Source organism: Ferrovibrio xuzhouensis (assembly GCF_042648965.1).
In the GTDB taxonomy this organism is placed as follows: Bacteria; Pseudomonadota; Alphaproteobacteria; order Ferrovibrionales; family Ferrovibrionaceae; genus Ferrovibrio; species Ferrovibrio xuzhouensis.
In genome coordinates, this window is sequence record NZ_JBHRYJ010000001.1 from 584,151 (window position 1) to 596,290 (window position 12,140).

Below are 12,140 nucleotides of genomic sequence, written 5' to 3' on the forward strand. Positions count from 1 at the left end.
GGCACGCTAGCAGTGCCGGGGACCGGGCTCAAGATCATATCTGATATGCCAGATGCCTTGCCGCCGCCAACCCCTTCCGCTAGGAAGATAGCCGATGACGCACCCGCCTGCCGACCGTCTCGACATCCTCTGCCTCGGCGAAGCCATGGTCGAGTTCAACCAGACCGGCGGCGCCGACAGCGAGCAGTATCTGCGCGGCTTCGGCGGCGATACCTCGAACTGCGCCATTGCCGCGGCGCGCCAGGGCGCCCGCACCGGCTATTGCACCCTGGTCGGCAGCGACCCGTTCGGCGACCTGCTGCTCGACCTGTGGCGGCGCGAGCAGGTTGACACGGCCGCCGTCGGCCGGCGCGCGGATGCCGCGACCGCGGTCTATTTCGTCACCCACAGCGATGCCGGTCATACCTTCACCTACTATCGCCGCGATTCGGCGGCCAGCCGGATCACCCCGGCCGACCTGCCGGGCGACCTCGCCGCACGCACCCGTTTCCTGCAGGCCTCGGGCATCAGCCTCGCGGTCAGCCCCGGCATGCGCGCCACCGTGATGGCCGCCATTGCCGCCATGCGCTCGGGCGGCGGGCGGGTTGCCTTCGACACCAACCTGCGGCTCAAGCTATGGCCGCTCGACGAGGCCCGCGCCGCGATCACTGCAGCGCTCAGGCTCAGTGACATCGCCCTGCCCAGCCTCGACGACGCGCGTGGCCTGACCGGGCTCGACGAAGCCGCCGCCAACATCGCCTGGTTTCGCGATCTCGGCGTGCCGCTGATTGCGCTGAAATGCGGCGGCGACGGCATGCTGCTGGCCGATGCGGATGGCGGCACCTGGCGGCTGCCCGGCCACAGGGTCGACAGCGTCGACGCCACCGGTGCCGGCGACTGCTTCGACGGCGCCTTCCTCGCCGAACTGGCCCGCGGCGTGAAGCCGCTGGATGCGGCAGTCTATGCCAACGCCGCCGCGGCGCTGACCACTACCGGCTATGGCGCGGTGGCGCCGATCCCGCACCGTCGGGATGTCGAATCCTTCCTGCGCGAGACCGGCGGCGTCACGCCTCAGCCTGCATAAATCAAGCCGTATAGGCGCGGACCTTCTGGTTCTGCTCGCCGAGGCCGGCGATGCCGAGCTTCATGGTATCGCCGGGCTTGAGATAGACCTGCGGCTTCTGGCCCATGCCGACGCCGGGCGGCGTGCCGGTCGAGATCACATCGCCGGGCTGCAGCGACATGAAGCGGCTGAGATAGCTGACCAGATGCTGCACGCCATAGATCATCGTCCTGGTCGAGCCGTTCTGGTAGCGGTGGCCGTTGACCTCGAGGAACATGGCGAGGTTCTGCGGGTCGGCCACCTCGTCGGCAGTGACCAGCCAGGGACCGATCGGCCCGAAGCTGTCGGCGCTCTTGCCCTTGGTCCACTGGCCCTGGCGCTCGATCTGGAAGGCCCGTTCGGAGACGTCGTTGATCACGCAGTAGCCGGCAACATGGGCCAGCGCGTCCTTTTCCTCGACGTAACGCGCCGTGCTGCCGATCACCACGCCGAGCTCGACCTCCCAGTCGGTCTTGACCGAATCCTTCGGGATGATGACGTCGTCATCCGGCCCGGTGATCGCCGAGGTCGCCTTCATGAAGATGATCGGCTCGGACGGGATCGGGTTGCCGGTCTCGGCGGCATGGTCGGAATAATTCAGCCCGATGCAGATGAACTTGCCGACCCCGGCGACGCAGGGGCCGAGCCGCGGCTGGCCCGACACCGCCGGCAGCGAGGCCGGGTCGATGGCCCGCAGCTTGGCCAGCGCGCCCGGCGACAGCGCCGCCCCGCCGATATCGCCGACCACCGCCGACAGGTCGCGGATGGTGCCACCGGCATCCAGCAGGCCCGGCTTTTCCTGGCCCGCAGGGCCGTAACGCAACAGCTTCATGGTTTCATCTCCGCAAAGAAAAATAGGGGCGCCCTACAGCGTCCAGCCGCCATCGACGATGTGAATGGCACCCGTGGTGAAAGACGATTCGTCCCCCGCAAGATACAACGCCATGGCGGCGATTTCCTCCGCCGAGCCGAGCCGGCCGAGCGGCTGGCGGGCGACAAAGGCGGCGCGCGCCTGGTCGGTGCTGCCGGCCGCCGTCGCCTGCGCGGCGATGCGGTCGTCGAGCGATGGGGTCTGGATGGTGCCCGGGCAGATCGCGTTGCAGCGGATGCCCTGGCGGATGAAGTCGATGGCAACCGCCTTGGTCAGGCCAATCACCGCCGCCTTGGTGCTGCCGTAGACGAAGCGGTTGGGCGCCGCCTTCACCGAGGAGGCGCCGGACGACATGTTGATGATCGAGGCGCCGCGGCCGGCTTCCAGCATGGCCGGCAGCAGGGCCCTGGTCATGCGGTACATCGAGCGCACATTGAGGTCGAAGGCGAAGTCCCATTCGTCCTCGGTGCAGTCGAGGATGGTGCCGTGATGGACGAAGCCGGCGCAGTTGAACAATACGTCGACGGCACCGGTCTCCTTCGCGAAAGCGGCGATCTCGTCGGGCTTCAGCACATCGAGCCGGCGCGTGGTGATGCCAGCCTGCCCGGCCAGCTCTTTCAGCTTGGCTTCGTTGACGTCGGTGGCGATCACTTTCGCGCCTTCGCGCGCGAAAGCCAACGCCGAGGCCCGGCCGATTCCCTGCGCGGCCGCCGTGATCACGGCCGTCTTGCCCTTCAAACGCATGCCTTGCTCCCTTGACTGTGCGGATTATGCCACCGCCGGCAGGCAGGCGGGCCCGATCGGCGTGAAGCTCTTGTAGGTGAGGATGAATTCCTGATGGCCGAGGTCTTCCGACTTGGTGGCGGCGCCATCGGCGACCTGCTTGATCAGGTCGAAGATTTCCCGGCCCATGGTATCGAGGTCGGCCTCGCCGGTGAGGATGCGGCCGGCATTGACGTCCATGTCGTCGGCCATGCGCTGGTAGGTGCGCGGATTGGCACAGACCTTGATCACCGGCGCCAGCGCCGAGCCGACCACCGAGCCGCGGCCGGTGGAGAACAGGATCAGGTGCGAGCCGCAGGCGATCAGTTCGGCGATCTCGGCATTGTCACTGATATTGGGGAAGCCGAAGCGCACTTCGCCATCGGGCACGACATCCAGCAGATACAGCCCTCCACGGGGCGGGATGTCGCCGGGCTTGATGATGCCGCTGATCGGCGAAGCGCCGCTCTTGGCATAGGCGCCGAGCGACTTCTCCTCGATGGTGGTCAGCCCGCCATCGGCATTGCCCGGCGCGAAGCTCGGATAGCCCAGCGTCTCGTAATAGGCCGCCGCTTTGGCAACGCAGGCCTTGATCTCGGCGCCAAGCTCCGGCGTCACCGCACGGTCGGCCATCCAATTTTCCATGCCGATCAGTTCGCCGGTCTCCTCGAAGATCGCCGCCGCCCGCTCGGCGACGAGGAAATCGAAGGCGCGACCCATGGCCGGATTGGCGGTCAGGCCCGAAGTGGCATCCGAGCCGCCGCAGATGGTGCCGACCACGAGATCGGAGACCGCCATCGGCACGGTCGGCGCGGCGGCCAGCGCCGCAGCCTGCTCCGCCACCCAGGCGCGGCCGGCGGCAATGGTGCTGCGGGTGCCACCGGTCTCCTGGATCACCAGCGTCTTGACCGGACGGCCGCTCTCGCGCACCAGATTTTCGACCGAGCGCTTGTTGAAGCCCTCGCAGCCCAGCGAGACCAGCAGCACGGCGCCGACATTGGGATGGGTCGCCAGCCGCTGCATCATTTTCAGCGCATAGGGGTTCGGGTAGCAGCCGGGGAAGCCGATCACATGGGCGCCGCTGCCGTCCGTCATCGCGTTGTATGGCGCGGCAATCTCGCGCGCCACATGATGGGCGCATTCGACCAGATAGGCGACCGCCACATAGTTGCGGATGCCCTTGCGCCCGTCCGACCTCAGCCAGCCCTTCATGACGTCACCTCCGCAGCCACCGTATTGGGCAGATAGTCGCTGGCGACATTGTGGTTGTGCACATAGTCGCCGATGGCGATATCCGCCGTGGCGCTGCCGATCGGCGCGCCGTATTTGATCACCTTGGCGCCGGCCGGGATGGCCGCCACCGCCAGCTTGTGGCCGAAACCGAGGTCGCGCCCGAGCATGATGGTGCGACCGGCCAGCAGCAGCCGGGTGCCGGCGGGAATTTCCTGCCGCGCCACCGCGATGTTGTCGCCCGGCGCCAGCACCAGCAGTCGCGGATCGGTATTTGTCGTCTCAGAACTTGCCATGGCGCCGATAGGCCTCCTGCGGGTCCATGCCGGCGAGGATATGACGCCGCACCTCGCCCTCGGTGCCGATCACCGCCTCGGCTTTCGCGATCACTTCCGCCGCCATCGCCGCCGGCAGGATGACGATGCCGTCGCGGTCCGCGATCACATAGTCGCCGCTGCAGACCGTCACTGTGCCGATGGTGACTGGCTCGCCGAAGCGGTCGGGCATCCAGCGCGAGACGATGTCAGACGGGGTGAAGAAACTGCACCAGACCGGAAAGCCTATCTGTTCGATCATGGCGACGTCGCGGCAGCCGACGTCGACGATATAGCCGCGCACGCCCTTGAGCTGCAGGGCAGCCGCTGACAGTTCGCCCATCAGCGCGACCTCGCGGTTGTTCGGCTGGCAGATCACCACCTTGCCCGGCGGCGCCTTGGACAGCACGCCAGTCCAGGTCAGCAGGGTGTCATGGGCGCTGCGGGTGCGGTCGATATGGCCGCCGACGGTCCAGATTTCGCCGGCCAGCACGCCGCGGCCCGGCAGCAGCGGCCGGATCTCGTGCGGCAGCAGGCAGTTGTCATGGCCGAGGCCGCGCAGCACGTCGTGCACCGCCGAGGCGTAGCAGCGCGACAGGCGGTCGGCCAGCGTATCCGCCTGCCGATCGGCAAGCCCGGTCCCGGTCATGTTCTCTCCCATCTGATATATAAGTTAAGCACCGGAGCCGGCCCGGCCGCAAGAGGCCACAGCCCTATCGGGTTGCCGAAACCGGCGACTCTGCCGATACTGCCGCCACCGCCTCCGACCGGAAGAAGGAAACGACCCATGATCAAGAAAGTCGCCCTCGTCTTCGCCGTCCTCGTCGTCGTCATTGCCGGCGGCATCTATTATTTCGCCAGCAACCTCGACAGCATCGTCAAGGCCGCCATCGAGAAATACGGCTCCGAGGCGACCCAGGCCAAGGTCAGCCTGAAGGCGGTCGAACTGTCGCCGGCCCAGGGCAGCGGCAGCCTGAAGGGCCTGGTGGTCGGCAACCCGAAGGGATTCAGCACGCCGGAGGCCATGGCGCTCGGCGATGTCAGCATCTCGCTCGACATCGGTTCGCTGCAGTCCAATCCCATCGTGATCAAGCAGGTGCTGATCGAGCAGCCGGCGATCACCTACGAATACGGCGCCGCCGGCAGCAACCTGCAGGCCATCCAGAAGAACGTGCAGGCCTATGCCGCCGGCTTCGGTGGCGGCAGCGGCGGCAAGGCCGACAGCGGTGCATCGGCTGGCGGCGACAAGGGCAGCGAGAAGAAGGTGGTGATCCAGGACCTGGTGATCAGCGGCGGCAAGATCGGCATCAGCGCCGCCGCCCTGCAGGGCCGCAGCCTGTCGTCGCCGCTGCCGACCATCCACCTGAAGGACATCGGCAAGGACAAGGGCGGCGCCTCGCCGGCCGAGGTGGCGCAGAAAATCATCGGCACCATCAGCGCCGAGGCCTCGCAGATTGCCGCCCGCGACCTGCAGAAGCAGCTCGGCTCCATGCTCAAGGATGGTGCAGGTGCAGCCGGCGGTGCGGCCGGCGGTGCCACGGACAAGCTGAAAGGCCTGCTCGGCAAATAATCCGGCGAAACTTCCGTGCCGGGCATCGAAGCACGCCGGGGCATGCGCTAGCATGCTCCGGCGTTTCCGTCTTCCCCTGCTCCCGTAGACCCCACCATGTCCGCTTTCTGGCGTGATTCCCTCGCCGGCCTCTGCGCGCTGCTGATCGGCATCGGCATCGCCCGCTTCGGCTATACGCCGCTGATCCCGGTGCTGATCCAGCATCACTGGCTCGATGCCGGCGACGCCGCCTATCTCGGCGCCACCAATCTGGCCGGCTATGTCGGCGGCAGCCTGCTGGCCGCCTGGCTGTCGCGGCTGGTGCCAGTGGCGCGACTGACCCGCATCGCCATGATCATCACCACCATCAGCCTCGCCGCCTGCATGCTGCCCTGGGGCTTCCTGTGGTTCGCGCCCTGGCGATTCCTGACCGGCTTCACCGGCGGCCTGCTGATGGTGGCCGCCGTGCCGCTGATGCTGTCGCGCGCGCCACCACATCTGCATGGCCGCAGCAACGGCATCGTCTTCACCGGCGTCGGCATCGGCGTGATCGCGTCCGGCACGCTGGTGCCGGCGCTGGCCAGCGAAGGCCCGGCGGCGATCTGGGGCGGCATGGCGCTGGTCGCCGGCCTGCTGACCCTGCTGACCTGGCCGCGCTGGACGCCACAGCCGGGCGACGCCAGCCCCGGCACCCGCGGCACGACCCGCGCCTTCACCCGGCCGGTGGCCATCCTGCTGGTCGCCTATATGCTCGATTCGGCGGCCTTCGTCCCGCACACCGTATTCTGGGCCGATTTCATCGCCCGCGGCCTGCATCGCGGCATCGAGGCCGGCGGCTTCTACTGGATCTTTTTCGGCGTCGGCGCCATGTGCGGCCCGGTGCTGGCCGGCTTTGTCGCCGAGCGCTTCGGCTTCTACCGCTCGGTCACCGGCGGCTACGGCATCAAGGCGGCTTTCGTCGCCCTGCCGATCCTGTCGCAGCATCCGGTGGCGCTGGCTGCCTCGGCGGTGGTGGTCGGCGCCATGACGCCGGGCATCTCGGCGCTGGCCTCGGGCCGCGTTGCCGAACTGGTCGGCTTTGCCGCCCACCGCCAGGTCTGGGGCTGGCTGACCGGCGGCTTTGCCGTCGCCTCGGCCGTCGCCGGCTATCTGATGTCGTATCTGTTCGACAGCTACGGCTCGTATTACATGCTGTTCGGCATCGGCACAGTCGGGCTGTGCATCGCCATGCTGCTGTCGGTCTTCGTGCGCAACCCGCCGGCCCCGGCCGCGCAAGCGGCCTGAATGCGTCTCACGACCGTCACCGCCTGAGCGCGGTCAGACGAGGCTGCTGTCGATCACCGAGCCGCGCGTCAGCGTTTGGTGCACCGGGCAGCGGTTGGCGATCTCGAGCAGGCGCTGGCGCTGTTCGGCCGTCAGGTCGCCTTCCAGGGTGATCAGCCGTTCGAAATGGTCGCGCGGCTTGCCGTCCTCGCCGGTCTCCTTGCGGTGCCGCACCGTCACCGAGATGCGCTGCAGCGGCAGCGCCTTGCGCTGGGCATAGAGCCGCGTGGTCATGCTGGTGCAACTGCCCAGCGCGATGGCGAGGAAATCATAAGGCCCCGGCCCGGTGTCGCGGCCGCCGGCGGATTCCGGCTCGTCGGCGCCCATGACATGGCGGCCGGAGACGACGATCTGGCCGAGCGCGCCCAGGCCGCTCTCGCCGACGGTGACCTCCAGGACTGGCGCAGCGGTTTCAGTGCTCATCGGTCAATCTCCGGCTCAGGCGACACAGGCTGCCGCGTCCGCAGACTGCCGCCGGCCGGCCCTCTCCGTCAATCCGCGAGACCGGCCAAGCCCTTGAACGGACGGGATTCTATTTATCATATAAAAACTGTTGATTTAAATTTTAGAAAACACTAAATTACAAAAACAAAAACGTATTTACCGGGTCCGCCATGCAGTCCACCGATCTGCAGCTGATGAGTGCCAGCGCCGCCGAGGCCAGCCAGTTCCTGCGCAATCTCGCCAATGAGAAGCGCCTGCTGACGCTGTGCCGGCTGATGGAAGGCGAATGCGCGGTCGGCCAGCTCGCCGAACGGGTCGGTCTCAGCCCCTCGGCGCTGTCGCAGCATCTCAACCGCCTGCGCCGGGACGGCCTCGTCGACACCCGTCGGGACGGCCAGACGATCTACTACCGGCTGTCGGACCGCCGCATTGAGGCGCTGATCCGCCTGCTCTACGACCAGTTCTGCAAGACCAGCTGCTGATTCCCCTTTCACCCGCCGAGGTGTGCCATGAGCCTTCTGTCCAAGATTGATCCCAACAGCCTGCAGCAACGCCTGCAATCCGGCGAGGTCGTGCTGATCGACATCCGCGAACCGGCCGAATATGCCCGTGAACATATCCGCGGCGCCCGCCTGGTGCCGCTCGGCAGCATCGACGCCCATGACTTCGACGCCGAACGGCACAAGACCGCCGTCTTCACCTGTCGCAGCGGCAATCGCACCGCGATGAATGCCAGCCGCCTGCTCGCCAAGGGCTTCCGTGAGGCCCTGGTTCTGGAGGGCGGCATCGATGCATGGAAAAAAGCCGGCCTGCCCGTGCATTTCGATGCCAAAGCGCCGCTCGACATGCAGCGCCAGGTGCAGATCGTCGCCGGCGGCCTCGCCCTGCTCGGCGCCCTGCTCGCCTGGTTCATCCATCCCGCCTTCATCCTGCTCAGCGGCTTTGTCGGCGCCGGGCTGATGACCGCCGGCCTCACCGGCTTCTGCGGCATGGCCCGCCTGCTGGCGCTGATGCCGTGGAACCGCCGCTTCCTCGCCACCCCATGAGCGCATCCCCCATGAAACCTGACGTCCGCGCCTTTTTCGACGAGGATACCTTCACCGTCAGCTATGTGGTCAGCGATCCGGCGACAAAGACCTGCGCCATCGTCGACTCGGTGCTCGATTTCGACCCGGCCTCAGGCCGTACCACCAAGCATTCGGCCGACGCGGTCATCGCCTTCGTGCGACAACAGGGCCTGACCGTCGACTGGATCCTCGAGACCCATGTGCATGCCGACCACCTGTCGGCCGCGCCCTATCTGAAGCAGCAGCTCGGCGGCAAGCTTGGCATCGGCTTCAACATCACCGTGGTGCAGAACACTTTCGGCAAGGTCTTCAATGCCGGGACCGAATTCGCCCGTGACGGCAGCCAGTTCGACCACCTGTTCGGCGACGGCGAACACTTTCGCATCGGCAATATCGAAGCGCGGGCGCTGCATACGCCGGGCCATACGCCGGCTTGCATGACCTATGTGATCGGCGATGCCGCCTTCGTCGGCGACACCCTGTTCATGCCCGATTACGGCAGCGCACGCTGCGACTTCCCCGGCGGCGACGCCCGTACGCTCTATCGCTCGATCCGAAAGATCTTTGCCCTGCCGCCGGAAACCCGGCTGTTCCTCTGCCACGACTACAAGGCACCGGGCCGCGACGATTATCGCTGGGAGACCACGGTGGCCGAGCAGCGCGCGCAGAATGTCCATGTCCACGACGGCATCGATGAGGCGGCGTTCGTCGCGATGCGACAGGCGCGCGATGCCACGCTCGGCATGCCGCGGCTGATCCTGCCGTCGGTGCAGGTCAACATGCGCGCCGGACAGCTGCCGCCGGCGGAAGACAACGGCCTGCGCTACCTCAAACTGCCCGTCGACGCCCTCTGAGCCCGGATTTCCCCTCATGATGCTGTCCGCTTTGCAGACCGGCCTGACCGCCGGCTCCGGCGCCGCCGTCGGTTTCTCGCTTGCGCTCGTCGGCGGCGGCGGCTCGATCCTCGCCGTGCCCGCGCTGCTGTATCTGGTCGGCATCGGCGATACCCATATGGCGATCGGCACCAGTGCGCTGGCGGTGGCGGTGAATGCCTACGCCAACCTTGTGCAGCATGCGCGCCGCGGCAACGTCAAATGGCGCTGTGCTGCGGTGTTCGCCGCCTGCGGCGTTGCTGGCGCCGCCATCGGCGCCCATATCGGCAAGGCGGTGGATGGCCGCGCGCTGATCCTCGCCTTTGCCGCCATCATGGTGATCGTCGGCCTTGCCATGCTGCGGCCGAAGGCGGCCGGCGGCAATCCCGATGTGCAGATCGACCGCCGCATGGCCGGGCGGCTCGCCGGCATCGGGCTTGTCACCGGCATGGTCAGCGGCTTTTTCGGCATCGGCGGCGGCTTCCTGATCGTGCCGGGCATCATGCTCGGCAGTGGCATGCCGATGCTCTATGCCATCGGCTCGTCGCTGTTCGCGGTCGGCAGCTTCGGCCTGACCACGGCGGTCAGCTATGCCGCCTCGGGGCTGATCGACTGGCCGGTGGCCGGCATCTTCATCGCCGGCGGCCTGCTCGGCGGGCTGGCCGGCACGCGGCTGGCGGTGAAAGCTGCCACCTACAAGGGTCTGCTGAACCGCATCTTCGCCGGCATGATCTTTGTGGTGGCCGCCTATATCGTCTGGCGCGCGCTCTAGGGCTCAGCCGTTACCGGGCCTCAGCCGTTATAGAGCCATTCGTTGCCGGCATAGGCCTGTTCGGGCGTACGGTTGCCGAGCATGGTGTTGCGCAGTTCGCGCACCGGCCCGGTGGCGTGATAGAAATCGCCGAACACCCGCGCCATCACCTGCACCCGCGCCGTGCGCAGATAGCGCTCCTGCTGATAGGCAAGGAAGGTGGCGTTCGGGTCGTTGCGGCCCTCTGACAGCTTTCCGGCCAGGCAGACGGCGTCTTCAATCGCCATGCAGGCGCCCTGCGCCAGATACTGCAGCATCGGATGCGCCGCATCGCCGAGCAGGGTGACGCGACCCTTGGTCCAGTTCGCCACCGGCTCGCGGTCACACAGCACCCACATGCGCCAGGATTCGATCTTGTCGAGCAGCCGGTGGACCTGCGGCTGCTGGTTGCGGAAGCGCTCGTTCAGTTCCTCGGGGTCGCCGAAGCTGTTCCAGCCTTCCTCGTAGCGGTTCGAGTGGAAGACGGCGACGAGGTTGTAGAGCTCGCCGCGGCGCAGGGGATAATGCACCAGATGAGTCTTCGGCCCGGCCCACAGCACGACGTTGTTCTCGTACTGGCCATCCGGGACTTCCGCCGCCGGCAGCACGGCGCGATAGGCGATATGACCGGAAACGCGCGGCTTGCCGTCGCCGACGATCTCGTCGCGAAACACCGACCACAGGCCATCGCAGGCAATCAGGCTGTCCCCGGCAATCGTCTCGCCATCGGCCAGCGTGACCGAGACGCCGTCGTCACCGGCGGCATGCGCGGTGACCTTGGCGTTATTACGCAGTTCGACCAGCGGCTGCGCGCGGCAGGCATCGAGCAAAACCTGGTGCAGGTCGGCGCGATGGATCACCGCATAAGGATAGCCGTAATGCTTCAGCGCCCGCTCACCCATCGGGATGCGGGTGACCTCGTCGCCGCTCAGCGCGTCGCGCATGATCAGGTTGTCGGGGAAAACGGCGATGGCCTCGATCGCCTTGCGGATACCCAGTGCCTCGAAGCGCCGGAACACATTGGGGCCGAGCTGGATCCCGGCGCCGACCTCGCGAAACTCGGCCGACTGCTCCAGCAACACCGAGCGAATGCCCTTCAATGCCAGCGCCAGCGCCGCGGCGAGGCCGCCGATGCCGCCACCAACGATGATGACCGGCCGGCCTTTAGTCTTGGTCATGGAATCCTGTCTCCGCCCCCGTTGCACAGGCTTGTACGTCCACCTGTTTCATTCCGGATCAATCCGTACACTGACTATAACGGCCTGTCAAGCCTGAATATGACAACGGCCGCCTGGGCGGCGGCCGGAAATCAGACCTGAATGACCGGGAAAATTGGTGCACCCGACAAGATTCGAACTTGTGACCTCTGCCTTCGGAGCGTGAAGCGGCCATTTGAGTAGGGTGGTGGCTGCGATCGCAATTGGCAGTTTGCCAAGTCGTTGATACTAAACGGGAATCTCAGACCGTTTACGCGCGCGCTCGTTGTTAGCGGCGCGACATTCATCCAACTGCTTACGTGGCGCTTACCTGAGGGCCTGAAAGCGGTGAAATTGGGTCCAGGGCCGGCTACACGCATCGATCGATCGCCTCGTCCACGACAGAGGAAAACTGCCTTTGTCGGTCTACAGCCGGTCGGGTCCTTGGGCGATGCTGGAGGGATAACTGCCATTCGTTCGGTGCGAGGCCGACGGGAGCTTGCGACGAGGCCCGGCTCTTCGTGTAGCAAATCGCGGACGGTCGCTTTCCAGAAGCAGCATATCGCATATTGTACAGGATCAGCAGTATCGCGTCCCGTTGCGACGCTCGGCGGACTGTCATCCTTCAGTTCCGCTGAGCC

At 66.6% G+C, this 12,140-nt stretch carries 14 protein-coding genes; 7 read left to right on the plus strand and 7 right to left on the minus strand.

The annotated features are described in order from the left end of the window. The first annotated feature begins 94 nt into the window (after positions 1–94). Positions 95–1,063 carry a sugar kinase gene (locus ACFOOQ_RS02735; RefSeq protein WP_379721420.1) on the plus strand — a complete coding sequence of 323 codons (969 nt, stop codon included), beginning with the start codon at positions 95–97 and terminating at the stop codon, positions 1,061–1,063. A gap of 1 nt (position 1,064) precedes the next feature. Here the strand turns inward: ACFOOQ_RS02735 and ACFOOQ_RS02740 are convergent, their stop codons facing one another. The 5 genes from ACFOOQ_RS02740 to ACFOOQ_RS02760 are packed head-to-tail and all read right to left on the minus strand — an operon-like array spanning position 1,065 to position 4,907. After that, on the minus strand, positions 1,065–1,913 hold the full coding sequence (locus ACFOOQ_RS02740; protein ID WP_379721423.1) for a fumarylacetoacetate hydrolase family protein: 849 nt from the start codon (positions 1,911–1,913) through the stop codon (positions 1,065–1,067). Between the two features lie 33 nt (positions 1,914–1,946). Continuing rightward, a complete protein-coding gene (locus ACFOOQ_RS02745) occupies positions 1,947–2,696 on the minus strand; it encodes an SDR family oxidoreductase (RefSeq protein ID WP_379721426.1) in 750 nt (249 codons plus the stop codon). 24 nt (positions 2,697–2,720) lie between these two features. After that, positions 2,721–3,926 (minus strand): UxaA family hydrolase, encoded by a 1,206-nt coding sequence (locus tag ACFOOQ_RS02750; protein ID WP_379721429.1) that lies wholly within the window; start codon positions 3,924–3,926, stop codon positions 2,721–2,723. After that, on the minus strand, positions 3,923–4,240 hold the full coding sequence (locus ACFOOQ_RS02755; protein ID WP_379721432.1) for a UxaA family hydrolase: 318 nt from the start codon (positions 4,238–4,240) through the stop codon (positions 3,923–3,925). Before ACFOOQ_RS02755 ends, ACFOOQ_RS02750 begins: the two co-directional genes overlap by 4 nt. Then, the gene (locus tag ACFOOQ_RS02760) at positions 4,227–4,907 is read right to left on the minus strand and encodes an RraA family protein (RefSeq protein WP_379721435.1); all 681 of its coding nucleotides are present in this window, start codon (positions 4,905–4,907) and stop codon (positions 4,227–4,229) included. The genes ACFOOQ_RS02755 and ACFOOQ_RS02760 overlap by 14 nt, the downstream gene beginning before the upstream one ends. Before the next feature lie 138 nt (positions 4,908–5,045). Here ACFOOQ_RS02760 and ACFOOQ_RS02765 point away from each other — a divergent pair, with 138 nt between their 5' ends. Both ACFOOQ_RS02765 and ACFOOQ_RS02770 read left to right on the plus strand, forming a co-directional pair. Next, entirely contained in the window at positions 5,046–5,828 is a 783-nt protein-coding gene (locus tag ACFOOQ_RS02765) for a hypothetical protein (protein WP_379721438.1), read from the plus strand. Between the two features lie 96 nt (positions 5,829–5,924). Then, on the plus strand, positions 5,925–7,091 hold the full coding sequence (locus ACFOOQ_RS02770; protein ID WP_379721441.1) for a YbfB/YjiJ family MFS transporter: 1,167 nt from the start codon (positions 5,925–5,927) through the stop codon (positions 7,089–7,091). 33 nt (positions 7,092–7,124) lie between these two features. Here the strand turns inward: ACFOOQ_RS02770 and ACFOOQ_RS02775 are convergent, their stop codons facing one another. After that, positions 7,125–7,553, minus strand: coding sequence for an OsmC family protein (locus ACFOOQ_RS02775; protein WP_379721443.1), 429 nt, complete (start codon positions 7,551–7,553; stop codon positions 7,125–7,127). 191 nt (positions 7,554–7,744) lie between these two features. Here ACFOOQ_RS02775 and ACFOOQ_RS02780 point away from each other — a divergent pair, with 191 nt between their 5' ends. From ACFOOQ_RS02780 to ACFOOQ_RS02795, 4 genes are read left to right on the plus strand one after another with little or no spacing between them, the layout of a single operon-like run. Continuing rightward, positions 7,745–8,056, plus strand: coding sequence for an ArsR/SmtB family transcription factor (locus ACFOOQ_RS02780; RefSeq protein WP_379721446.1), 312 nt, complete (start codon positions 7,745–7,747; stop codon positions 8,054–8,056). A gap of 27 nt (positions 8,057–8,083) precedes the next feature. Beyond that, a complete protein-coding gene (locus tag ACFOOQ_RS02785) occupies positions 8,084–8,620 on the plus strand; it encodes a rhodanese-like domain-containing protein (protein WP_379721449.1) in 537 nt (178 codons plus the stop codon). A gap of 11 nt (positions 8,621–8,631) precedes the next feature. Beyond that, a complete protein-coding gene (locus ACFOOQ_RS02790) occupies positions 8,632–9,495 on the plus strand; it encodes an MBL fold metallo-hydrolase (protein WP_379721452.1) in 864 nt (287 codons plus the stop codon). Positions 9,496–9,511: 16 nt separating this feature from the next. Further along, positions 9,512–10,285, plus strand: coding sequence for a sulfite exporter TauE/SafE family protein (locus ACFOOQ_RS02795; RefSeq protein ID WP_379721455.1), 774 nt, complete (start codon positions 9,512–9,514; stop codon positions 10,283–10,285). Positions 10,286–10,305: 20 nt separating this feature from the next. Here ACFOOQ_RS02795 and ACFOOQ_RS02800 read toward each other — a convergent pair whose 3' ends face one another. Further along, on the minus strand, positions 10,306–11,481 hold the full coding sequence (locus ACFOOQ_RS02800) for a 3-hydroxybenzoate 6-monooxygenase (protein WP_379721458.1): 1,176 nt from the start codon (positions 11,479–11,481) through the stop codon (positions 10,306–10,308). Between the last annotated feature and the right edge of the window lie 659 nt (positions 11,482–12,140).